Annotated in this window: 21 protein-coding genes and 1 other RNA gene; 12 read left to right on the forward strand and 10 right to left on the reverse strand. The window is 33.5% G+C overall.

What is annotated here, in order from left to right; translation table 11 throughout:
• Both ACRHNM_RS15200 and ACRHNM_RS15205 read right to left on the reverse strand, forming a co-directional pair.
• On the reverse strand, positions 1-5,990 hold a 5,990-nt coding region (locus ACRHNM_RS15200; RefSeq protein ID WP_431137510.1), incomplete at its 3' end, for a hypothetical protein.
• Between the two features lie 32 nt (positions 5,991-6,022).
• Positions 6,023-6,472: a hypothetical protein gene (locus ACRHNM_RS15205; protein WP_431137511.1), complete on the reverse strand. Its 450-nt coding sequence runs from the start codon at positions 6,470-6,472 to the stop codon at positions 6,023-6,025.
• Between the two features lie 319 nt (positions 6,473-6,791).
• Here ACRHNM_RS15205 and ACRHNM_RS15210 point away from each other — a divergent pair, with 319 nt between their 5' ends.
• From ACRHNM_RS15210 to ACRHNM_RS15225, 4 genes are all read left to right on the forward strand, one after another.
• Positions 6,792-7,277: a SixA phosphatase family protein gene (locus tag ACRHNM_RS15210; protein ID WP_431137512.1), complete on the forward strand. Its 486-nt coding sequence runs from the start codon at positions 6,792-6,794 to the stop codon at positions 7,275-7,277.
• Positions 7,277-9,331 carry a polyphosphate kinase 1 gene (ppk1, locus tag ACRHNM_RS15215; protein ID WP_431137513.1) on the forward strand — a complete coding sequence of 685 codons (2,055 nt, stop codon included), beginning with the start codon at positions 7,277-7,279 and terminating at the stop codon, positions 9,329-9,331. Before ACRHNM_RS15210 ends, ppk1 begins: the two co-directional genes overlap by 1 nt.
• Position 9,332: 1 nt before the next feature.
• On the forward strand, positions 9,333-10,238 hold the full coding sequence (locus ACRHNM_RS15220) for a Ppx/GppA phosphatase family protein (protein WP_431137514.1): 906 nt from the start codon (positions 9,333-9,335) through the stop codon (positions 10,236-10,238).
• Between the two features lie 168 nt (positions 10,239-10,406).
• Positions 10,407-10,937: a porin family protein gene (locus tag ACRHNM_RS15225; protein WP_431137515.1), complete on the forward strand. Its 531-nt coding sequence runs from the start codon at positions 10,407-10,409 to the stop codon at positions 10,935-10,937.
• 52 nt (positions 10,938-10,989) lie between these two features.
• Here the strand turns inward: ACRHNM_RS15225 and ACRHNM_RS15230 are convergent, their stop codons facing one another.
• Genes ACRHNM_RS15230 through dnaX form a run of 3 tightly spaced genes read right to left on the reverse strand, consistent with a single transcriptional unit; the run spans position 10,990 to position 13,908 of the window.
• Complete coding sequence (locus tag ACRHNM_RS15230) at positions 10,990-11,571, reverse strand: tRNA-(ms[2]io[6]A)-hydroxylase (RefSeq protein ID WP_431137516.1); 582 nt, start codon at positions 11,569-11,571, stop codon at positions 10,990-10,992.
• A gap of 1 nt (position 11,572) precedes the next feature.
• The gene (locus ACRHNM_RS15235) at positions 11,573-12,133 is read right to left on the reverse strand and encodes a hypothetical protein (protein ID WP_431137517.1); all 561 of its coding nucleotides are present in this window, start codon (positions 12,131-12,133) and stop codon (positions 11,573-11,575) included.
• A 20-nt stretch (positions 12,134-12,153) separates the two neighbouring features.
• Positions 12,154-13,908, reverse strand: a complete 1,755-nt coding sequence (gene dnaX, locus ACRHNM_RS15240) for a DNA polymerase III subunit gamma/tau (protein WP_431137518.1) — start codon at positions 13,906-13,908, stop codon at positions 12,154-12,156.
• A gap of 102 nt (positions 13,909-14,010) precedes the next feature.
• On the opposite strand from dnaX, the gene rnpB reads away from it, so the two are divergent.
• Positions 14,011-14,322, forward strand: an RNA gene (rnpB, locus tag ACRHNM_RS15245) — RNase P RNA component class A.
• Positions 14,323-14,364: 42 nt separating this feature from the next.
• Here the strand turns inward: rnpB and ACRHNM_RS15250 are convergent.
• The 3 genes from ACRHNM_RS15250 to ACRHNM_RS15260 are packed head-to-tail and all read right to left on the reverse strand — an operon-like array spanning position 14,365 to position 16,469.
• Positions 14,365-14,913 carry an RsmD family RNA methyltransferase gene (locus ACRHNM_RS15250; protein WP_431137519.1) on the reverse strand — a complete coding sequence of 183 codons (549 nt, stop codon included), beginning with the start codon at positions 14,911-14,913 and terminating at the stop codon, positions 14,365-14,367.
• On the reverse strand, positions 14,913-15,725 hold the full coding sequence (locus ACRHNM_RS15255) for a DUF3822 family protein (RefSeq protein WP_431137520.1): 813 nt from the start codon (positions 15,723-15,725) through the stop codon (positions 14,913-14,915). Before ACRHNM_RS15255 ends, ACRHNM_RS15250 begins: the two co-directional genes overlap by 1 nt.
• A gap of 3 nt (positions 15,726-15,728) precedes the next feature.
• Positions 15,729-16,469, reverse strand: a complete 741-nt coding sequence (locus ACRHNM_RS15260) for a hypothetical protein (protein WP_431137521.1) — start codon at positions 16,467-16,469, stop codon at positions 15,729-15,731.
• Between the two features lie 206 nt (positions 16,470-16,675).
• Between ACRHNM_RS15260 and ACRHNM_RS15265 the strand changes: the two genes are divergently transcribed.
• The 6 genes from ACRHNM_RS15265 to ACRHNM_RS15290 are packed head-to-tail and all read left to right on the forward strand — an operon-like array spanning position 16,676 to position 21,820.
• A complete protein-coding gene (locus ACRHNM_RS15265) occupies positions 16,676-18,103 on the forward strand; it encodes an ATP-dependent DNA helicase (protein WP_431137522.1) in 1,428 nt (475 codons plus the stop codon).
• 2 nt (positions 18,104-18,105) lie between these two features.
• Entirely contained in the window at positions 18,106-18,672 is a 567-nt protein-coding gene (locus ACRHNM_RS15270) for a DUF4126 domain-containing protein (protein WP_431137548.1), read from the forward strand.
• Between the two features lie 45 nt (positions 18,673-18,717).
• Positions 18,718-19,449, forward strand: a complete 732-nt coding sequence (gene kdsB, locus ACRHNM_RS15275) for a 3-deoxy-manno-octulosonate cytidylyltransferase (RefSeq protein ID WP_431137523.1) — start codon at positions 18,718-18,720, stop codon at positions 19,447-19,449.
• On the forward strand, positions 19,446-20,150 hold the full coding sequence (locus ACRHNM_RS15280) for an HAD family hydrolase (RefSeq protein ID WP_431137524.1): 705 nt from the start codon (positions 19,446-19,448) through the stop codon (positions 20,148-20,150). The genes kdsB and ACRHNM_RS15280 overlap by 4 nt, the downstream gene beginning before the upstream one ends.
• A gap of 37 nt (positions 20,151-20,187) precedes the next feature.
• Positions 20,188-21,270, forward strand: coding sequence for an iron-containing alcohol dehydrogenase family protein (locus tag ACRHNM_RS15285; protein ID WP_431137525.1), 1,083 nt, complete (start codon positions 20,188-20,190; stop codon positions 21,268-21,270).
• Between the two features lies 1 nt (position 21,271).
• Positions 21,272-21,820, forward strand: a complete 549-nt coding sequence (locus ACRHNM_RS15290; RefSeq protein ID WP_431137526.1) for a 1-acyl-sn-glycerol-3-phosphate acyltransferase — start codon at positions 21,272-21,274, stop codon at positions 21,818-21,820.
• A 220-nt stretch (positions 21,821-22,040) separates the two neighbouring features.
• On the opposite strand, the gene ACRHNM_RS15295 is transcribed toward ACRHNM_RS15290, so the two are convergent.
• Together ACRHNM_RS15295 and aroB are read right to left on the reverse strand one after the other, a co-directional pair.
• A complete protein-coding gene (locus ACRHNM_RS15295) occupies positions 22,041-22,517 on the reverse strand; it encodes a nuclear transport factor 2 family protein (protein ID WP_431137527.1) in 477 nt (158 codons plus the stop codon).
• Positions 22,518-22,563: 46 nt separating this feature from the next.
• Positions 22,564-23,640, reverse strand: a complete 1,077-nt coding sequence (gene aroB, locus ACRHNM_RS15300; RefSeq protein WP_431137528.1) for a 3-dehydroquinate synthase — start codon at positions 23,638-23,640, stop codon at positions 22,564-22,566.
• Positions 23,641-23,734: 94 nt separating this feature from the next.
• On the opposite strand from aroB, the gene ACRHNM_RS15305 reads away from it, so the two are divergent.
• Entirely contained in the window at positions 23,735-24,907 is a 1,173-nt protein-coding gene (locus ACRHNM_RS15305; protein ID WP_431137529.1) for a proline dehydrogenase family protein, read from the forward strand.
• Position 24,908 lies beyond the last annotated feature (1 nt).

Raw genomic sequence — 24,908 nt, forward strand, 5'->3', positions numbered from 1 at the left:
ACACCAAGATCATCAGCACAATTTTCAAGCGCAGTAATGTTAGCTGCATTCCAATTGTTAGCTAAGGTTTCATTATTATCACCATCACATTCAATAGCTTCATCAGTCACCGAACAGTTTGTTAAATCAGGAATAGTACCATCATCAAAAGTTAATGTTACAGTTCTAGAAGTATTATTCCCACAATCGTCAGTGATGGTATACGTTACGTTTATAGTACCACAAGGACCACAGGTTGTATTTAAATTATTAAAATCGTAGTTTGAAGTCACTTGTCCAATTAAACTGTCATCACAAGTATCAGTAGCACAAGCTTCAAGGGCAGCAATGTTAGCTGCATTCCATGCATCAGCAAGAGTCTCATTATTTGTATCAGAACATTCTAATACTGTATTTTCAATAGAACAAGCAGATAGGTTAGGAGCTATAGTATCTACAACAGAAATCGTTTGTGTATCCGAAACTGAGTTGCCACACTCGTCAGTAGCAGTCCAAGTTCTGGTAATTGTTTCCGTGTTACCACAAGCAGTGACAGAGCTATCCGTAAACGTAACAGTAGTTGTTCCACAGGTATCTGTAGCAGTAGCAGTTCCGGTAGCAGAAGGATCAGTACTTTGAGTACATTCCACAGTAGCATCAGCAGGAACTGTTAAAGTTGGCGCAGTATTGTCTTCAACCGTAATGGTTTGTGTATCTGAAACTGAGTTGCCACACTTGTCAGTAGCAGTCCAAGTTCTGGTAATTGTTTCCGTGTTACCACAAGCAGTGACAGAGCTATCCGTAAACGTAACAGTAGTTGTTCCGCAGGTATCTGTAGCAGTAGCAGTTCCAGTAGCAGAAGGATCAGTACTTTGTGTACATTCCACAGTAGCATCAGCAGGAACTGTTAAAGTTGGTGCAGTATTGTCTTCAACCGTAATGGTTTGCGTATTTGAAACTGAGTTGCCACACTCATCAGTAGCAGTCCAAGTTCTGGTAATTGTTTCTGTGTTGCCACAAGCAGCGACTGTACTATCCGTAAACGTAACAGTAGTTGTTCCACAGGTATCTGTAGCAGTAGCAGTTCCGGTAGCCGAAGGATCAGTACTTTGAGTACATTCCACAATTGCATTAGCAGGAACCGTTAATACAGGATTAGTAGTATCTTCAACAGTAATTGTTTGTACTAAAGTTGTCGAATTATCACATTCATCACTAAGGGTCCAGGTTCTGGTAATGATAGATTCATTAGCACATGATCCAACAGCAGCGCTATCAGTGAAAGTAGCTTCTAAACCATTAGAACAATTATCGGCCTCATCAGTTACATCACCAGTTAGCGCAAGATCATTAGGATCTTGATCACATTCGATAGTAATATTTGCAGGAACTGTAAAAGTAGGATCCGTATTGTCTTCAACAGTAATGGTTTGAACTAAAGTTGTCGTATTATCACATTCATCACTAAGAGTCCAGGTTCTGGTAATGATAGATTCATTAGCACATGATCCAACAGCAGCACTATCAGTGAAAGTAGCTTCTAATCCATTAGAACAGTTGTCAGCTTCATCAGTTACATCACCAGTTAGTGTAAGATCATTAGCATCTTGATCACATTCGATAGTAATATTCGCAGGAACTGTAAAAGTAGGATCTGTATTATCTTCAACAGTAATTGTTTGAACTAAAGTTGTCGTATTATTACATTCATCGCTAAGTGTCCAGGTTCTGGTAATGATAGATTCATTAGCACATGATCCAACAGCAGCACTATCAGTGAAAGTAGCATCTAATCCATTAGAACAATTATCGGCCTCATCAGTTACATCACCAGTTAGTGCAAGATCATTAAGGTCTTGATCACATTCAATGGTAATATTAGCAGGAACTGTAAAAGTAGGATCTGTATTATCTTCAACAGTAATTGTTTGAACTAAAGCTGTCGTATTATTACATTCATCGCTAAGTGTCCAGGTTCTGGTAATGATAGATTCATTAGCACATGATCCAACAGCAGCACTATCGGTGAAAGTTGCTTCAATGGTTATAGAACACGCATCATCTTCATTAGTAACATCACCAGTTAATGTAAGGTCATTAGGATCTTGATCACATTCAATGGTAATATCTGCAGGAACTGTAAATGTAGGTGCAATTGTATCTTCGATAGTAAGTGTAGCATTTAGAGTTGTAGCATTTCCACAATCATCAGTAATTGTATACACAACTGCAATTGTACCACCTAAACCACAAGTAGAACTTAGGTTACCAAAATCATAATTAGACGTTACAGTCACACCAAGATCATCAGCACAATTTTCAAGCGCAGTAATGTTAGATATATTCCAATTGTTAGCTAAGGTTTCATTATTATCACCATCACATTCAATAGCTTCATCAGTAACCGAACAGTTTGTTAAATCAGGAATTGTTCCGTCATCAAAAGTAAGAGTTGCACTAAGTGTAGAACTATTCCCACAATCGTCAGTGATGGTATACGTTACGTTTATAGTACCACAAGGACCACAGGTTGTATTTAAATTACTAAAATCGTAGTTTGAAGTCACTTGTCCAATTAAACTGTCATCACAAGTATCAGTAGCACAAGCTTCAAGGGCAGCAATGTTAGCTGCATTCCATGCATCAGCAAGAGTCTCATTATTTGTATCAGAACATTCTAATACTGTATTTTCAATAGAACAAGCAGATAGGTTAGGAGCTATAGTATCTACAACAGAAATCGTTTGTGTATCCGAAACTGAGTTGCCACACTCGTCAGTAGCAGTCCAAGTTCTGGTAATTGTTTCCGTGTTACCACAAGCAGTGACAGAGCTATCCGTAAACGTAACAGTAGTTGTTCCGCAGGTATCTGTAGCAGTAGCAGTTCCAGTAGCAGAAGGATCAGTACTTTGTGTACATTCCACAGTAGCATCAGCAGGAACTGTTAAAGTTGGCGCAGTATTGTCTTCAACCGTAATGGTTTGCGTATTTGAAACTGAGTTGCCACACTCATCAGTAGCAGTCCAAGTTCTGGTAATTGTTTCTGTGTTGCCACAAGCAGCGACTGTACTATCCGTAAACGTAACAGTAGTTGTTCCACAGGTATCTGTAGCAGTAGCAGTTCCAGTAGCAGAAGGATCAGTACTTTGAGTACATTCCACAGTAGCATCAGCAGGAACTGTTAAAGTTGGCGCAGTATTGTCTTCAACCGTAATGGTTTGCGTATCTGAAACTGAGTTGCCACACTCGTCAGTAGCAGTCCAAGTTCTGGTAATTGTTTCTGTGTTACCACAAGCAGTGACAGAGCTATCCGTAAACGTAACAGTAGTTGTTCCACAGGTATCTGTAGCAGTAGCAGTTCCGGTAGCCGAAGGATCAGTACTTTGAGTACATTCCACAGTAGCATCAGCAGGAACTGTTAAAGTTGGCGGAGTATTGTCTTCAACCGTAATGGTTTGTGTATCTGAAACTGAGTTGCCACACTCGTCAGTAGCAGTCCAAATTCTGGTAATTGTTTCTGTGTTACCACAAGCAGTGACAGAGCTATCCGTAAACGTAACAGTAGTTGTTCCACAGGTATCTGTAGCAGTAGCTGTACCTGTATTTGGAGGATTTGTATCTTCAGTACATTCTCTAATTTTATTTGGTGGAATTATTAAAGTTGGAGGAGTTGAGTCTACAACTGTAATGGTTTGTGTATCCGAAGTAGAATTTCCACATTCGTCAGTGGCAGTCCATGTTCTGGTAATCGTCTCAGTATTCCCACAATCGGCAACAGAGCTATCGGTAAAAGTAATAGTTATATCACTACATGAATCGCTTCCAGAAGCAGTTCCAGTATCGGAAGGATTTGTACTATCTGTACACTCTACAGTAATATCAGCAGGTATAGTTAATAACGGATCAGTAGTATCAATTACAGTTATCGTTTGCGTATGTATTGTAGTATTATTACAATTATCAGTTGCAGTCCATGTACGAGTCAAAATGTAATCATTAATACAGCTTCCATTTGTTTTTGTTTGATTGTAACTAACAGATACAGTGCCACAACTAACAGTTGCAGTTAAGGTAGGAGCTTCTGGAATGTTATCACATTGAGCAGTAATATTATTAGGTAAACTTTCATTAAAAACGGGACCGTTAGGATTTCCTACTGTTATTACTTGAACATATTCTTGACTTGTTCTTCCGCAGGCATCTGTAAAAGTCCAAGTGTTTGTATAGGTTCCTGTACTAGTACAGTCTGCATCAGCAACAAAGCTTCCAGCCACTTTTGTATAGGTAAAATCACATTTATCAGTTGTAGGCTCTAATTCTAAAGCATCATTCAAAGCATCAGGATCGTTACAACTTATCATCCTGTCTAAATCGTTGACTGGTGTTGCCCAATTAGCTTCAGCAGGCTGATTTACTGTAATAGTTGATGGATCTTGAATTCCTACATTACAATTATCTAACGTTGCCGAACTTAAAGTGGATTGTCTACTTGGATTTAAGACACCATTATATGTTGCAACAAATTGAATGCTAAAAGACAAATCACAACTATCTTCTAAAAAATAACATTCATCTCTAACGGTAAGATTTAGATCTATATTTAACTCTGGACTACCTACGTTGACTAGTCCATCAGCAAATGAAAAACTTAATATGCCAGTATTTGAATTATAATTAGGAGTCACTCCTGATGGTAAATTATCAGATCCATTATATACAACTTGTGGAGGTAAAGTGGTTGTAACTTCTAAGTTAACAGCATTATCATTTCCTAAGTTAAGAATATCGAAACTAAACCCTAAGTCCTCTCCAGCATTGGTAGGATTCATTCCAGAATTTAAGACCATTTCGATAGGGTTAAGGTCTGGAGCCCAGACATCTACAGATAGTCCTAATAAATAAAGACCATAAGTTTCTTGATTAGAGGTGAGTCTTAATGTAGCTGAAGTTTGATTGTTTCCAATTATAGTGTTTGAAGCACCACCATTATTCAAATCAAAAACGGCAGCATCAAAACCTAAAGTATTAGTACTTGCGGGAGATCTATCTATATAGTTACTATTGCCTAGAGTAATTCTACTATTAAAGAAGTTCGTTGAAGCTCTTTGCGGTGCAGAAATATCTACAAAATTACCAGCAACGTTTTTCATTTGTAATCTGTCTCCACTTAAATCCTGATCCCCTTCTAATGAACCAATAACAATTTTTGAATTTACTGGACCTGTTGGAATAGTTTGAAATCCATTAAAAAGAATATCAAAATCTTTATCAACTCCAGAAACCCCATTTCTTACGTGAGCATAACCATCAAAAAGACTGATATTTTTCGAAGGAAGTATCGGACTTTCATAAATGAATACGATTTGCCATCCTCCAGAGGTACCAGTGTTTCCACCTCCATGAGCTTCTAGGCTTCCTGTTTTTGCTTCTACATTAGCTACTTGATATTTTCCGTAAGGATTGTTAATATTCAGTACACTGCTTGTAATGTCTTTAACACAGATGTAAGGGTCATTACTAAAGTGAGTATCACGACCTCTAAAAATAACTTCATCTGCAGTTAATGTAGTATAATTAGTTTGACCAGGTAGCATTAACTTAACATCATTATAATTCCAGTTAGGTTGATTATCAGAATCATTACTTCCTTCTTTATCTGCTGCTGCCCAATACAGATACGCTTTTTTAATGCTTAAACAGGCTAAAGCTGGCTCAGGATTAGAGAAATTAGCACTACTAGAATTAAAAGTAGAACTTCCAATACCTGTATTTCCATCGATGTCAACATATACGTTGTCTGTATAATCATGGTTGCCATTTCCTCCTGTATAGTTTTGGGTAGCCGATCTTGAGAGCATATTATTTGCAATCATGGTGATATCACCTTTTACAGTTTGGTTAAATCGAGCTGTAAATTCTTCTTGAACTTGTGCAACTGTTGCAAAGTTCGAAATCAGCGCAAGTCCTAATAGGACTCTATTTAATTGGGATATTTGTATAATTTTTTTCATACACCCGAAGTTTTTTTAGTAGTAGGATTGATTTAGTGTTGATCTTTTGGGTCTGGAATTAATGATGTAATTACTACAGGATTACTAATGGTTTTGCCATTTTCATCTATAGCTTTTACTTCAGTGCAATTCCATTTGCCAATTGAAGTGTTATTTGGTCGCGTTATTTTAATATAAAATTCATAACTAGAATTAGGTTTTATACTATAACTTGTTAGTTCTCCTTTTGTCGTTTTACTGAGAGCTTTATGTATTAAAGTGGTTTGCTTCTCAGCACTCATATTTAAACAACTAATGTTAGATGTTGAAATCGTAAAGGTTGCTGTTGATTTTGATGCGTTATTAACCTCTAAAAGATATAAGTGTTCTTTCTCACTATTAGGCTTGTCAGATCCTTCTTTTATTTTTAAATCCAAAGATTGCTGTGCAAACGAAGTTATTGTACACAGGCACAAGGTTACTATGGTAGCTATTAATTTCATAGTTAAAAAATTTAATTCAAATTTATATTCGCTTAGCGATGTTAAATAATACTATTGTATAAAAGAAGCCTAATTAAGTGTGCGATACTTAAATACACGTCCAATATGTTTTGAGGGAAGAACAATGGTATGGAATACCATGTAAATGGATTTATTAATATATTTTTGATTTGGGGTCATAAACATTATATTTAATGTGAACAAAAGAAATGATAACCACAATGGTTAACAAATTTTAATGTTAAAGGGACGAAAATAATCGTTAAAACGGAATTATGCAACATTTTATCGATAAAATATTACACTTCATCGAATTGATATGAGAGAATTAGTACTTATAAGACATGCAAAATCATCATGGAAATATGATGTTATTGATGCTGAAAGGCCAATAAAAAAGAGAGGTTTTAGAGATGCAATGTTAGTTTCTAAATTGTTTAAAGAGACGTCTTTTCATCCTGAAATTATTTTTTCAAGTCCAGCCAATAGAGCCTTATCTACCTGTAAGATTTTTATGAAAAATCTTAATATTGATGATAATCTGCTGCATATTAAAGACGAATTATACGATTTTGGAGGGCAAAATGTGATGAATTTTATAACTAATATTGATAATCGTTATAAAAAGGTTATGATTTTTGGTCATAATCATGCTTTCACATCAATTTGCAATATATTTGGAGACAAATTTATTGACAACCTTCCAACAAGTGGTTTAGTTGTTATTAGTTTTGATGTCACATCGTGGCAAAATGTAAAAAAAGGTACAACAAAACTTACAATTTACCCAAGAGATTTAAAATAATGGTAAAAGAAAAGAATAGCTACATCAATCGTGAATTAAGCTGGCTTCAATTCAATGAGAGAGTATTACAAGAGGCTGAAGACGAAAGCGTTCCTCTTATAGAAAGATTAAGATTTTTAGGAATTTTCTCAAACAACCTTGACGAGTTTTTTAAAGTTAGATATGCTACTGTTAAACGAATTGATGAAGCTGGAAAAGGAGGCAAAAGTGAACTCGGAGGCGTAAAAGCAGGTGAATTATTAGAAATAATTACAGATATTGTCATTAAGCAACAGAGTTATAGTCTAGAAATTCTGAGTAAAATTCACAGTACTCTCGAAAAAGAAAATATTCATATCATTAATGAAACCCAAATTGATTCGTCTCAACATGAATTCATTAAAAACTATTACATTCAAAATGTAAGTCCAGCTTTAGTTACCATTATATTAAATGATTTATTAGAGATTCCTTTATTAAAAGATAGTGCAGCGTATCTGGCTGTAAAAATGGTTCTGGATAATAATGAAAAACAATTTGCATTGATAGAGATTCCAAAATCTATAGAGCGATTTGTTGTACTTCCAAAAAAAGGAAATGATAATTACATTATAATATTAGATGATTTATTACGCTATTGCTTAAACGATATTTTTAACATCTTTAATTATAAATCTATTACAACAAATATGATTAAAATTACCAGAGATGGTGAGCTTGATTTTGATAGTGATTTAAGTAAGAGTTTTATAGAGAAAATTTCAGATAGTGTAAAACATAGACAAATAGGAGAACCTGTTCGTTTTGTTTACGATAAAACTATCGATGAAGAAACTTTGGAGTATTTAATGTCGAAAATGGGTATTGATTCTAAAGATAGTGTTATTCCTGGTGGTCGATATCACAATAGAAGAGATTACATGGATTTTCCAAGTTTAGGAAGAACAGATCTTTTATATGAAAAGATTCAGCCATTACAAATTAAAGGATTGAGTCTTCAGAGTAGTATTTTTACCAGCATCGCTCAAAAAGACTATTTACTTCATACACCTTATCAGACCTTTTCGTATGTTGTGAAATTTTTAAGAGAAGCAGCTTTAGATCCCAAAGTTAAAACTATAAAAATCACAATATATAGATTAGCTCAAATTTCTCATGTCGCCAGTTCTTTGATAAATGCGGCTAAAAATGGTAAAAAGGTTACTGTGGTTATTGAATTACGCGCTAGATTTGACGAGCAAGCGAATATTGATTACGCAGAGCAAATGCAAACCGAAGGGGTTAATCTGCTTTTTGGTGTTTCAGGTTTAAAAGTACATAGTAAAATGTGTGTTATTGAGCGTGAAGAACACAATAAATTAAAACGATACGGATTTATCAGTACTGGAAATTTTAACGAATCGACAGCAAAAGTATATACCGATTTTACTTTATTCACGTCAAACCCTAAACTTTTAAAAGATGTCAATAAAGTATTTAACTTTTTTCAAACCAATTACCTGATTTACAGATATAAACATATTATTACATCTCCTCATTATACCAAATCAAAACTCTTTGCCTTAATAGATACTGAAATTGAAAATGCAAAACAAGGTAAACCTTCATTTATAAAACTTAAACTTAATAGTATTTCTAGCTATAACATGGTTGATAAATTATATGAAGCTAGTAGAGCTGGTGTTAAAATACAAATGATTGTAAGAGGTATCTGCTGCCTAATTCCTGGAGTTAAAGGAATGAGTGAAAATATTGAAGTTATAAGTATTATAGACAAATTTTTGGAGCATACAAGGTTATATGTGTTTTGTAATAATGGCGACAATAAAGTATATATATCTTCAGCAGATTGGATGACTAGAAATATTGAAAATAGAGTGGAAGTCAGTTGTCCTATTTATCAAGACGATATTAAAGAAGAGTTATTAAATATTTTTGATATTTGTTGGAAAGACAATGTAAAAGCAAGAGTAATTAACGAAACGCAGAGTAATGAATATAGACGAAATGATAAACCTAAGGTAAGAGCTCAATTTGCGCTTTACGATTATTTTAAAGAAAAACTGAATTCCTGATATGTTAACCATAAAAAAATATGCAGCAATTGATATTGGTTCAAATGCTGTAAGACTTTTAATTTCAAGTATCATTGAGCAAAAAGACAAACCTACTAAGTTTAAAAAGGCCTCTTTAGTTCGAGTGCCTATTCGTCTTGGTGCCGATGTGTTTTTAAATGGAGAAATTTCAGAAGACAATCAACAACGCATGCTTGATACCATGACTGCGTTTAAGTTATTAATGAAATCTCATAAAATCGTAAAGTACAAAGCTTGTGCAACATCTGCTGTACGTGAAGCTGATAATGGAAAAGAATTGGTAAAACTCATTTCAAAGAAAGCTAAAATAGATATTGATATCATTAATGGTGAAGAAGAGGCTGCTATTATTGCAGCAACAGATTTGCATTCCTATATAAAAGAAGACCAAACCTATTTGTATGTTGATGTAGGTGGTGGAAGTACTGAGTTTTCAGTCATTCATCATGGTAACACTGTGGCTTCAAAATCTTTTAGAATTGGTACTGTAAGGCTTCTAAATGATATCGTTAAAAAAGAAACTTGGTTAGAATTAGAAGAATGGATTAAAACTCATACCAAAGGGTATGATACAATCGATTTAATTGGGTCAGGAGGAAACATTAATAAAATTTTTAAAATCTCTGGAAAAGCAATGGGTAAACCATTAACTTACTTTTACTTAACAAGCTACTACAATAAGTTGCAAACCTATTCTTATGAAGAGCGAATTACAGAATTAGAATTAAATCAAGATAGAGCAGATGTAATTATTCCAGCAACGAGAATATATCTTTCTGCTATGAAATGGAGTGGTGCAAAAGATATATATGTGCCAAAAATCGGACTCTCAGATGGGATTATTAAAAGTGTATATTATGGCACTGTTTCTAGTATAAACCTTTAAAAACAAGGTTGTTTGACCTCTTTTTTTACGAGATGTCTATTATTTATTTCTTAATTTCATTTTTCATTATATATTAGCAGTCTCAAATCTATGCTGTTTTTATATAGCATCATTTTGAAAATGCTCAATTAGAATAGTTGAGATGATTTAAAATAAAATATTATAAAAATGAAATCACTTGTACTTACGTTATTATTTGTTAGCATCACTACGCTATCATTTGCCCAAGGCACTAGCTATGGTGTTAGAGGAGGTTTAAATGTTTCAAATTTAGACTTTGATCCAGACGCAACTTTTAAAAACCAGCACAGATACGGCTTCGCTTTTGGAGGTTTTGTCGATTTTGGAATTAGCGATAATTTTTCAATTTTAACCGAATTGCAATATTCTGCAGAAGGTGGTAAAGACGAATCATTAAAAGCAGATTACATTCAAATGCCTATCATGGCTCGCATTGGTATTGGTAATAAATTTACTTTAGGAGTTGGACCTATGGCTAGCCTAAAAACTTGGGCTAACCAAGATGGATTTTCAACATTTACATTTTCAGGTGTAGGAGGTCTTGAATATATGATTACTGATGAATTTTTTATCGATGCTCGTGTACATTACGGATTAAGTAACATTCTTGATGAAGACCTTACAGATATTGAAGCAAAAAATACAACCTTTCAGTTTGGGTTTGGTATAAAAATTTAATATTGTTGACTTTTATAAATGAAAAAGCCTCAGTTTTGCTGAGGCTTTTTCATTATCCATGAATCGTTTCCTGCTTACCCAAATCTTTCATGATATCTGCCTCATAATCAAGAAGCTGTTGCCATTTCTCGTCTACTTCTTTTCGATCTCCATATTGTCTAGCAAAGCCTAAAAACATAGTGTAATGATTGGCTTCACTCACCATTAATTTTCTGTAAAACTCAGCTAACTCTTTATCTTCTAGTTCTTCTGAAAGCAATCTGAAACGTTCACAACTTCGAGCTTCAATTAAAGCTGCATATAATAAACGATGGACTAACTGTGTGGTTCGGCTTCCGCCTTTAGGAAAGAATTTTAATAACTGAATGACATAGTCATCTTTTCGGTCTCTGCCTAAGGTCCAGCCATTAGCTAGAATCTTGTCATGTACCATTTTAAAATGACTAATTTCTTCTTTTACAAGTGCAATCATTTCCTGAACTAACTCAGTATATTCAGGAAAACTAACAATTAAAGAAATGGCAGTACTGGTTGCTTTTTGCTCACAATAGGCATGATCTGTTAAAATATCTTCAATATTCTTTTCAACAATATTTACCCAACGTGGATCTGTAGGAAGTTTTAAGCCTAGCATATTAACTGTGTTCTTCTATTAAATTTAAGTGTTGTTTGCCTTCAGTAGTCACTACAAGTTCGTATAATTTGTAAGCGCTGTTTATTGGATTTATAAATGAAATACCCAAATTCACTTCTTCTATGGTTGAAATCTCTTGATTAACCCAAACATGTTCTAATGTGGCATTATTCCAAAAATCAGATGGCGATATGTCTTTAAAATCTTCGGCGTTGATAGTTGTTTTAAGGATGTTTTTTGAAGCTAAAGCGATATTAATTTCAGATTCAAAAACGCGATGGTATTTAATTTTTGTTTGCTTTTCAACCGTTTCAGAACTTACCAGTATGTTTGAGTCCATTTTACTGTAAGTCTTTATACTGACTTTGAACGTATTTGAAATAATGGAATCGGTTTGAACTTCAGTATAGGTTTCAGGATAATAAGTAACAAGGTCTAAATTAGTGTGTTTTTTATTAAATTCTGAAATGGATTTCTGAAGATTTTCACGAACACTTCCTCGTCTGTCGCAACTAAAGAAACCGATTGCTATTAGAAGAATTAAAAGGATTGATTTTTTCATAATCTAAAATTAATCAAAAATTAGTTGATATCTAAACCGAAAGTGTTTCTAAGCAATTCAATATTAGGATTCTTCTCTTTTAGCTTTTCATATTTTTCATAAGTTGTAAAAGCATATTTTTTTGAAGCTTCTTCATTAACAGTTATGTCTAGTTTCAAATCATAATTCCTCAAGTTTTTACGAAGATATTCCATCAAAGGATACTGAGCTCGTTCTAATTCTACTCTAAGTGTGTCATTAGGAAACGTAAGCTTAATATTAGTATCTACTAATTTTGGCGTATCCATTTCTAAAATGGAAGCCATGATTTTTTCACCTTTTTTATGAAGTAATTTGATGTATGATTTCCATGCTTTTAAAAAGGCTTCCTCAGCAACAGTTTCTTTAGGTAAATCGTCAACATCAATTACAACGTCCATTTGTCTGATTAAATGTTCTTTTTTAGCCTTAATGCTTTTTAAAGATAGTCCAGACGTGCGTTTATCGTTTTTTAGCTCAATTTTTGGTAAAGGAGTATTACTGAGAGAGGAACTTTCTTGTGAAGAGTTTCCCGTTTGAGTTTTTTTAGAGTTATTGTCTTCCTTTACAGTTGAGTTTTTGGAAAGTTCATTTTTTGAATCCGAATTTTTTTTAGGAATTGAAACAGGAATAGGAGTAATTCCTTTCTTTTTAAAGTAAGAAGCAGGAATTATGTAATGTTTGCTATTTTTTTTTTCTCCATCAAAAGTGATAGAGGCTAATTGCATAAGGCATAATTCAACAAGTAGGCGTTGGTTTCTACTACTTTTGTATTTGAGATCACAGTCGTTGGCGAGCTCTATACCTTTTATTAGAAAATCGTGACTGGCTTTTTTAGATTGCTCGTGGTATTTCAACTTGGTGTCTTCACCAACTTCTAACAATCCTAAAGTTTGTTCATTTTGGCAGACTAATAAATCTCTAAAGTGAGATGCTAAACCAGCGATATAATGATGACCGTCGAAACCTTTAGATAAAGTTTCATTAAACTGAATGAGTAGTTCAGGAATTTTATTTTCAAGAATGAAGTCGGTACTTGTAAAATACGTTTCGTAATCAAGCACATTCAAATTCTCAGTTACCGCTTGACGTGTAAGGTTTTTCCCAGAGAAGCTTACGACACGATCAAAGATAGAAAGCGCATCTCGCATGGCACCATCTGCTTTTTGGGCAATGATATGTAAAGCATCATCTTCAGCTGTAATGCCTTGTTCCTGAGCAATGTACTTTAAATAGTCTTTGGCATCAGTAACTGTAATCCGTTTGAAATCAAAAATTTGACATCGCGATAATATCGTTGGAATAATTTTATGTTTTTCAGTCGTTGCCAAAATGAAAATACAGTGTTTCGGAGGCTCTTCTAAGGTTTTTAAAAAGGCATTAAAAGCAGAAGCAGATAACATGTGAACCTCATCAATAATATAGATTTTGTATTTACCAACTTGAGGAGGAATACGAACCTGATCTGTTAAATTTCTAATATCATCTACAGAGTTGTTTGAAGCAGCATCTAATTCAAAAATATTAAAGGCAAAATCTTCATCTTCAGTTTCTGTTCCATCACTATTAATCATCTTAGCTAAAATACGCGCACATGTGGTTTTACCAACACCTCTAGGTCCAGTAAATAACAAGGCTTGTGCTAAGTGATTGTTTTCAATGGCATTCAGTAAAGTATTGGTAATGGCTTGCTGACCAACAACGTCTTTAAACGTTTGTGGTCTGTATTTTCGAGCCGATACGATGAAATGTTCCATTAAAAAAACTTAGAATAACAAAGTTAAAAATTAAGCATAAAAATAGGAATTATGAGGCTTTAATTTAAAAGGAGTTATTAACAATTAATTGTACTTTTGCAGGAAGTAAATCGCCTTATCGCTGTTCGTTTTACGAATGGAGGAAAGTCCGAACACCAAAGTGCAAACATAGTGGTTAACAGCCATCCATCGAGAGGTGAGGAAAAGTGCAACAGAAAGAATGTACAGGTCATGCTGTAGTGAAATCAGGTAAACTCTATGTGGTGCAATGTCATGTAAACTAGTGCTTGAGCGTACACGCGCGATGCTAGAGGGTAGACAGCTAAAGTTTGCTGGTAACAGTAAACGCAGATAAATGATAAGGGTCAGAACCTAGTTTTGATACAGAATTCGGCTTATAGATTTGCTTAGCTACAAAAAAACCTTCTTATTATAAGAGGGTTTTTTTTTATCGTCTTAAGTTTCAGAAGCTACAAGAAAGAAACTAAACCTGTTTCCGCCATAACTCTTCGAATGTGAATACTGTTCTAAGTGAGATAAATCGGTATGCTTTGAATGTTCTACAATTAACAATCCTTCATCTTCTAACAGTGCATTTTGAAATACTAACTGCGGTATTTTTGCAAATTCTTCAACAGGAAAATCGTAAGGTGGATCAGCGAAAATAATAGTGAAATTTTGTTTCACACGTTCGAGGTATTTAAAAACATCACTTTTAATAGTTTCGATTGGCATTTCAAATTCTTCAGATGTTTCATTTATAAATTTAATACAACCATAATGTTCATCAACCGCAGTAATGTCATTGGTGCCACGTGATGCAAATTCGTAACTTATATTTCCGGTTCCAGCAAACAAATCCAATACAGAAATCTCATCAAAATAATACTGATTGTTTAAAATATTAAACAACGATTCCTTAGCCATATCTGTTGTTGGACGAACAGGTAGTTTTTTTGGTGCTGTAATTCGTCTTCCTTTAAATTGTCCTGATATAATTCGCATTAATTAAAGCTGTTTAAAAGTATAAAATTATTGTGCTTTGCTTTTGGTGGGTTTGTGATTTGAAACTGAAAGTTACAAATAGGATTTAAAAAGTCGACAAACCTCACATATTTATAAAGCACATGAAACAAGTCATCATCTTTATCTATTTGTCCAGACAGATTGATTTTTACAATTTCAGGATTGAGTTTGAGTTGTTCTATGGTAAAAAGAATATAATATATAAAATCTTCTTTAGTGTTATAGTCAAATGTGTTGTAAAATAAAAGCTGATTGTTTTTTTTTGCAGCTAACATTTCAAAGTGAAGATAGCCTACGTTAATATAAAGTTCGACATCATCATGTTTTGAAGCGTGCTGTAAGACAGACTCAATTAATATAGTTGATGCATGTTTATAAGTAAAACTTCCATATGTGTCAAACAGAAAGTTGTTTACATTCACTAAAGGCACATAAACGTTTACCGTATTATTAATAAATATGGTGTCATAATCAATAAAATCGGTCTTTAGTATTTTGGCATTAAATTTTAAATAGTCTGCTAAGTGGTTGTCGTCAAATAACGATTTAGGAACTAAGGTAGATAATTCGTTTTGATAAATGCACAATACAGAATCAAATTCTTGATTAAAATCAGCATTAGATTCTATAATTGTTTTTAACTGATTTAGTAATTCAAAAGGTGTTGCTTTTTTTTCTAGCTGCATATGCTGAAGTCGCTCTATGGTATTTGTAGAACGATTTAGAATGCAAAAAGAAAGTCCACTCAAACGAATTTGAATGGACAAGTCTTTAATAGTGTTTGGTTTCAAAACCTATTCTTCTTTTTTGGTGTTGTAACTTTTTGGCCAATTCCCTTTTGTATAGACTTCTGTCATAGAACCAACTTTTAGTGTTGGACCATTAACACCATCTACAGCTACAACTTGCTTTTCTTTATTCACTAAGTTTTGGTCTTGGTCATAAAGAATAATGTCTTTGTCAACCGAAGCTTCAAAAACAGCAATATCTTCATTTGGTAACTTACCAGCCTCTAGTTTGAATTTCGCGCCTTCTTTTCCTATCGGAACATTCATCATTGTTTTGTATCGTGTATCTGCTCCAAATAAAGAATCTCTTACAGGAACGAAACCAAGTGTATCAATAATTACAATATCTTTAGTCGTTTCAACACCACCAAAACGTCTCGTTAATTCTTCATCAATGATAGTAGAATCCTTACGTTGTGTAATTGTGAATTTTGCCGTATCTATAAAGGTCACTAATTCATCAAAATTATTTGAAAATTTGCCTGTAACCGTTCTATGTGCTAACTGTGCATCTCTAATATCTTTAAGGTTTTCAATAACGACCATGTAACGCTTTTTCTTAAGTTGGTTGAATTTTATTTCACCATACACAGAATCAAAAGTCAAGTAACCTAAAAAGATAATGAGTATCCAAAGCAAAATATTAAGAATAGGCTTTGCTTTTTTAGGTACAAATTTATCGATTAGCCATACGATACCAACCGTAAGGAGTATTAGACCTACAACTGTAAGAACTGCATTTAACATAGTTAGTTTATTTTATTAGTTATTTTTAGTAATGGTATTACGCAAATCTACAATTTTTTTTTGTTCGTAATAACCTTAGAAACAAAAAAGAATTAAATGCGTAAGATATAAAAATTGTTTTATATATATTAAATATTGAAAACCATTTTAGGTCAGCTCATATTTAGTTTTATCTTGCAAATAAAACGGTATTCAGATTAATTTTTATGACATCATCAGATTTCTATAAACTTCTCAAGCAAAAATTCCCTTTTGAGCCGACAACTAAACAGTTAATTGTTTTAGAGCAATTGTCTCAATTTGTATATAGTGATGCGCCAAATAATTTATACCTTCTTAAAGGTTTTGCAGGAACAGGTAAAACCAGCATTATTGGAACTTTGGTTTCTAATCTTTGGGAAACCAAACGCAGTGCAGTTTTAATGGCTCCAACGGGTCGTGCAGCTAAGGTAATTTCTAATTATTCAAAAAAAGAGGCGTTTACGATTCATAAAAAAATATACTTTCCAAAGAAGGATAAAGGAGGAGGTGTTAAGTTTGTATTACAACCTAACAAGCATCGAAATACGATTTTTATTGTTGATGAAGCCTCTATGATTCCTGATATTCCAGCAGATTCAAAACTTTTTGAAAATGGTTCACTACTTGATGATTTAATGCAGTATGTGTATTCTGGTCATAAGTGTAAACTCTTATTAATTGGTGACAAAGCACAATTACCTCCTGTGAAATCAGACTTAAGTCCTGCTCTAAATTCGCATGTACTTGAAATGAATTACAATAAAAATGTAACAAGTATAGAGTTAGATGAAGTCGTACGACAAGAACAGGATTCTGGTATTCTGGAAAATGCAACACGACTTAGAGAGGTGCTTGACAATGAGTTTTATGAATCTTTTAAATTTAATGTTAACAGTTTTAAAGATGTTGTACGTTTGATAGATGGATATGAGATTATGGATGCCATCAATGACGCTTACAGTGAAAATGGCCATGAAGAGACAGCTATTATAGTTAGAAGTAATAAACGCGCAAACCTTTATAATCAGCAAATCCGAAACCGAATTTTATTTAATGATAATGAATTGACAGTTGGTGATTTTTTAATGGTGGTTAAGAATAATTATTTCTGGATCAAACCAACGACTGAAGCAGGTTTTATTGCCAATGGAGATATCATACAGGTTTTAGAGATTTTCTCAATTACAGAATTGTATGGCTTTCGCTTTGCAGAAGTTAAAGTGCAAATGGTAGATTATCCAAAAATGCGACCTTTTGAAACAGTTTTGTTATTAGATACTATTGAAGCTGAAACACCTTCATTGCCTTACGAAGATAGTAACAGATTGTATCAGGAAGTGCAAAAGGACTATGAAGATGAGACCTCAAATTATAAGAAATTCTTAAAAATTAAAGGCAATAAGCATTTTAACGCATTACAGGTGAAATTTTCTTATGCTATAACCTGTCACAAGTCACAAGGTGGTCAATGGCATACTATTTTTGTAGAACAACCTTATTTGCCAAATGGAGTGGATCGAGATTATCTAAGATGGCTGTATACAGCAGTGACAAGAGCCAAAGAAAAATTGTATCTTATTGGCTTTAAGGATGAATTTTTTGAATCTATTTAATGATGACAACCGAAACCATAATCAGTATTTTTTTAGGCATAGGATTATCAGCTTCTGTTGGTTTTAGAGTTTTTGTGCCTTTATTTGCATTAAGTTTGGCAGCTTATTTTGGTAAATTTGAATTAAATGAATCGTGGGAATGGATAGGAAGTTTAACAGCTGTCATTACATTAGGAGTAGCAACTTTAGTTGAAATTTTTGCATATTACATTCCTTATATTGATAATCTTTTAGATTCTATAGCCATTCCATTAGCAGCTATCGCAGGAACAGCTGTTATGGTTTCAACAGTAGCCGATTTGAGTCCAGCAATTACTTGGGCTTTAGCCATTATTGCAGGAGGAGGAACTGCTGCTGCTGTTGCAGGAAGTTCAGGAGCGACAAGAATGGCATCTACAGCCTCAACAGGAGGAATCGCAAATCCAATCGTTTCTACTGTTGAAACAGGCACTTCTATTGTCATGTCTGTTTTTTCAATTTTTATTCCAGTACTTGCTTTTATCTTTGCCATTGTCATTTTATATGTCATTTTCAGACTTTATAAAAAGATTAGACCAAGTCAGCCTTAAATTCCTTTAAAAGTTTTATTTTTGAATGAATTCTTTCAACCATTCATGAAAATAATTTCAATGATACCAGCACGTTACAGTGCATCGCGATTTCCAGGCAAACTCATGCAGAATTTGGCAGGTAAAAGCGTGATTGTTAGAACTTATGAAGCTACAGTAGCGACTCAATTATTTGATGACGTTTATGTTGTGACTGACAGTGAGATTATTTTTGATGAGATTGTTGCAAATGGAGGCAAAGCCATTATGAGCAAAAAAGAACATCAGTCTGGTAGTGATAGAATTGCAGAAGCTGTTGAAGATTTAGATGTCGATATTGTTGTAAATGTGCAAGGTGACGAACCTTTTACCGAACGTGAAAGCCTTGAAAAAGTGCTTAAAGCTTTTAAAGATGATCATCAGAAAGAGATTGATTTAGCATCTTTAATGGTTGAAATTCACGATTGGGACGAAATTAGTAATCCTAATACCGTTAAAGTTATTGTAGATCAAAATAGTTTTGCGCTTTATTTTTCCAGAAGTCCAATTCCGTATCCAAGAGATAAAGAAGCTGGTGCACGCTACTTTAAACACAAAGGTATTTATGCATTCAGAAAACAAGCTTTACTCGATTTTTATAAATTACCAATGCAGTTTATTGAAGCCACTGAAAAAATTGAATGCATTCGCTATTTAGAGTATGGTAAGCGGATTAAAATGGTAGAAACTACAGTTGAAGGTGTTGAAATAGATACACCTGAAGACTTAGAACGTGCAAAAAAACTTTGGAATAATTGAACAACGAATATAAAGACATAAAAGTAATCGGTTTTGATGCAGATGATACGCTTTGGGTGAACGAAACGTATTTTAGAGATGCAGAATTAGAATTTGCTAACCTCTTGGCTAGATACGAAACAGCCAATAAAATTGACCAGGAGCTCTTTAAAATGGAAATGAAAAACCTTCCAATTTATGGTTATGGTGTCAAAGGGTTTGTTTTATCTATGGTAGAAATGGCATTAGAATTATCAAACTATGAGGTTTCTAATTCAACAATTAACGCTATTTTGAACATTGGAAAAGACATGCTGAATAAACCAGTAGAATTACTTGAAGGTGTTGAGAAAACACTGAAAACATTATCTGTTGATTACAAGTTGATATTAGTAACAAAAGGAGATTTGCTTGATCAAGAACGAAAATTAGAAAAATCTGGTTTAACAGATTACTTTCATCATATAGAAGTGCTTAGTGACAAACAAGAAGCTAATTATTCTAAATTGCTAAACCATTTAGATATTAAACCTTCTGAATTTTTAATGATAGGTAATTCATTAAAATCTGATATTTTACCTTTGGTAAATATAAAAGCTAAAGCAATTCACATACCTTTTCATACCACATGGTTACATGAACAGGTTAATGACGATGAAACTAAGAGCAAAACATATAAAACAGTACATAGTTTACTTGATGTTATTCAGGTATTAAACTAAAAATTAAAGCAAAGCTTTATTTAAGATTATAAAACGAATGAGCTATAAGAATTATCCAATGGTGTCCAGAGTTGTATTTGGACGAGGCAGTTTTAACCAGTTAGGAGATATTATTGCACCTAAAAGGCAAAACATAAAAGCACCATTTATTTTTTTGGTTGATGATGTGTTTAAAGGTAACTCGTGGCTTACGTCTCGAATTCCAATAGCATATAATGACCAATTACTATATATATCTGCTGACGAAGAACCTAAAACATCTCAGGTTGATGAGTTAGTAGAACAAATTATTTTAACACATAAAGATCGTCCATCTGGTATTATAGGAATTGGAGGAGGTACCATTTTAGACCTTGCCAAAGCTGTAGCTATTCTCTTAACTAACGAAGGAGAAGCAAAAAATTATCAAGGATGGGATTTGGTAAAAACACCTGCAATTTATCATGTAGGTATTCCTACAATTTCTGGTACAGGTGCTGAAGTATCAAGAACAACTGTACTTACAGGACCAGAGAAGAAGCTTGGAATCAATTCAGATCACACACCTTTTGATCAGGTCATACTAGATCCAGAATTAACCAAAGATGTTCCCAAAGACCAATGGTTTTATACAGGAATGGACTGTTATATTCACTGTATTGAATCATTAAATGGCACGTATCTTAATGCGTTTAGTCAGAGTTATGGCGAAAAAGCATATCAATTATGTTTAGAAATATTTGTTGAAGATAATTTAACAGAAGAAGACTCCCAAGATAAACTAATGATGGCTTCCTGGCATGGCGGAATGAGTATCGCTTACTCTCAAGTTGGTGTTGCTCATGCTATGAGTTACGGATTATCTTATTTACTAGGAACAAAGCATGGTATCGGAAACTGTATTGTTTTTGATCATTTAGAAGAATTTTATCCTGATGGTGTGATGTTGTTCAAAAAAATGAAACAGAAACATAACATTAAGTTACCTCAAGGGTTATGTGCTAATTTAAGTAATGAAGAATTTGACATCATGATAGATGTAGCTTTAAGTCTGGAACCTCTTTGGATAAATGCTGTTGGTAAAAACTGGAAGCAAATTATTACAAGAGATAAGCTTAAAGGATTATATCAAAAGATGTAAAATGCGTTGGATAGCCAAATTTATCTATTTTAAACTTCTCGGTTGGAATATTAAAGGAAACACAAATTTTTCAAAGGATACTGTTAAAAAGGCAGTCATCATTGCTTTGCCTCATACCAGCTGGCATGATTTCTATATTGGGCTGTTATTACGAAAAATCACCAATGTTAAAACCAATTTTGTAGGCAAAAAAGAATTATTCAAATGGCCTTTTGGTTGGTATTTTAGAGCTGTTGGTGGAGCACCTCTAGATAGAACTTCTGGTCAAAATAAAGTACAAGCCATTGCTAAATTATTTGAAGATAAAGATGAGTTCAGGCTAACACTAGCTCCTGAAGGTACCAGAAAAAAAGTAAAAGATTGGAAAACAGGATTCTACTATATAGCAAAAGAAGCTAAAGTGCCAATTATAATGTTTACGTTAGATTTTAAGAATAAACAAAATAAAATCTCTCAGCCATTCTATCCTACAGATGATATTGAAGCCGATTTTATATTTATGAAATCTTTTTTTAAAGGTGTTGTTGGTAAGAAACCTGAATATTCTTAATACCTTTTTTTTTACGATACACAACATTTTAAACCACTCCAGTTCAAATATTCTGTGAACGCATTGGTATGACTGCTTACAACTTCATTTAAAAAATTAACGATTTATAATTATGGCACAAATTTTGAAATAATAATATCACAACCAATACTGAAACATAAAGTAAACCTTTTGAGTCCCTAAAAAGAAACAGTAGTGGTTGTTAATAAAAGCTATCTCATTAGTTTGAGTTAGCTTTCTTTTTTTCATAGTTATCTAAAAGCCTGTTGGCTTGTACTTTTAACTTGTTTTTAAAATACATAGTGTTTCCTATTACAAAACCTTTTAAACCGAGAGCTTGTTTTGACCATTTATATAAATTGAAAGTATCTGTATGTTCTATAATTTTACCGTCTTTAAATTTAAAACGCGCATCAATGGTATTATGAACTTTTCGACCAGTTTTACTAAACACATAAAATGCTTCCCATGTTGCTGAGCCTTCATGTTCTGAAAGTGTAATATTTGAATAGGTAACTTGAAACGCTTTCCCTTTTTGAGATTCGCAAAGCATTCTCCACATGTTTTTAGCACGTTCTCCCTTTAAAACTCCAAAGACTGGATCTTCAAATACAATATTATCATGGTAACAAGACACCATGGTTTCTGCATCAAGGTTGCTGAATGCTTTATAAAAGGTTTCAATTACATTTTTCATGAACTTCAATATATCACTAAAGTTACATAATTGGTTTAAAACTCAGTTAAGAAATTGAACGATTGTAGTATGCAAAAGCTTCAACGATAAGTTCGTTAGGTACTAAACAATCAATTTTTGGTTGTCCGATAGCTTCTAGCAGTACAAAGTTGATGTTACCATGCTCATTTTTTTTATCAAACTTCAGAAGTTCAATAATAGGAGCATAGTCTTTGTCTTCAAAATGAACACTTTCATAAATTGTGTGTATGGCTTTGGTAATGTGTTCTAAATCTTTTTTTGAAAAATTTAGTAATTCAGCAGATAAATAACATTCTAAAATCATACCGATAGCTATAGCTTCACCATGTAACAACTGATTTTTGTTTTCAGAATCCAGAAAGTAGGACTCAATGGCATGCCCAAGTGTATGTCCGAAATTAAGATGCTTTCTTACACCTTGCTCATTAGGATCTTCAGTAACAATGGTTTTCTTTATTATGACAGATTCATAAATTAAATCATCCAAATCATTTAGTGTGAGCTTAGATAAATCGGTTAACGTTTCAAAGTAGGCTTTGTCTTTTATAAGACCGTGTTTTAACATTTCAGCCAAACCAGATTTTAACTGATTCTGCGGAAGCGTTTCTAAAAAAGACGTATCAATTACAACCATATCACCAGAATTAATAACACCAATTTGATTTTTAACAACACCAAGATCTACACCAGTTTTTCCTCCAACCGAAGCGTCAACCATAGCGAGTAAAGAGGTAGGAATATTAACATATTTAATGCCTCTTTTAAATGTACTGGCAACAAAACCTCCAAGATCTGTAACCACACCACCACCAAGATTAATCATCAGGCTTTTTCGGTCTGCGTTTAATTCAGATAAAGCATTCCAAACACCAACACAAGTATCAATTGTTTTGTACTCTTCTCCAGCTTCAATTTCAATGATTTCGATGATCAGGTTTGTTTCTAACTGCGACATAAATGCAGGCCAGCAATAGTCGTGTGTATTAGAATCGACAAGCATAAAAATCTTTGAAAAATGATGATGCTTAATGTAGCGATTAAGTTCGTCGTAGCCTTTAGAATTAAAATGAACTTTATATGTTTGAGTTTCTATGGTATTCATAGTCATTAGGATCTTAATAAGAAAGTGGAAAATTAGCGGTTTTTAGTAAAATAATAGCTACCAAATAATTATTTTTGGGATATATTTTTTTTGAATGAATACAAACACCCTTTTTGATAATACTGAAGTTGCTTTTGCACTAAAAAATGATGCACAATTAGAACGTGCTTACTTCTTGTTTAAGATGATTTCTCATCAGCCTCTGGTAAGAATAGGAACTGCAGCAACCAATTTTGCTTTAAAGGCAAATTTACCAGTAGAAGGCTTAATTCGATCTACAGTATTTGATCATTTTTGTGGAGGCATTAATGAGGAAGATTGTTTGCCTGTTATAGATAAAATGTTTACTAAAGGTGTAAGTTCTGTGTTAGATTATTCTGTTGAAGGAAAAGAAGAGGAATCTACTTTTGATGACGCAAGAGATAAAATCTTGAAAATCATCAAATTTGCCGATGAGCGTGAAGCTATGCCAATTGTGGTGTTTAAACCAACAGGTTTCGGACGCTTTTACCTGTATCAGAAGAAAGGTGAAGGAAAAACATTCACAGAACAAGAACAAGAGGAATGGAATAGGATAGTAGCTCGTTTTGATACTGTTTGTAGTTTGGCTAAAGAAAAAGATGTAGAGGTTTTAATTGATGCAGAAGAAAGTTGGATGCAAGAGGCTGCTGATGAACTTTGTGAAGCGATGATGAAAAAATACAATCAAGACAAACCTATTGTTTATAATACCTTGCAAACCTATCGTTGGGACAGGTTTGATTATTTAAAAACGATTCATGAACGCGCCAATTCACAACATTTTAAATTAGGGTTTAAAATTGTTAGAGGTGCTTACATGGAAAAGGAACGAGAAAGAGCTGAAAATAAAGGGTATCAATCTCCTATATGTGAAACGAAGAAAGCAACCGACGATAATTTTAATTTGTGTATGACTTATATTATGAATCATCTCGATACGATTTCATTATTTATAGGAACTCACAATGAACTCAGTTGTTATTTAGCTATGGATTTGATGAAAGAACTTGGTATCGATAAAAAAGACAATAATGTATGGTTCGGACAACTTTATGGAATGAGTGACCACATCAGTTTTAATTTAGCCGAACAAGGATACAATGTTGCAAAATATGTGCCTTTTGGGCCAGTAAAAGATGTGATGCCTTATTTGATAAGACGCGCTGAAGAAAATACATCTGTAGCAGGACAAACAAGTCGAGAGCTTAACCTGTTGAAACAAGAAAAATCAAGAAGAAAATTATAAT

Source organism: Psychroserpens mesophilus, from assembly GCF_050617655.1.
Lineage (GTDB): Bacteria > Bacteroidota > Bacteroidia > Flavobacteriales > Flavobacteriaceae > Psychroserpens > Psychroserpens mesophilus_A.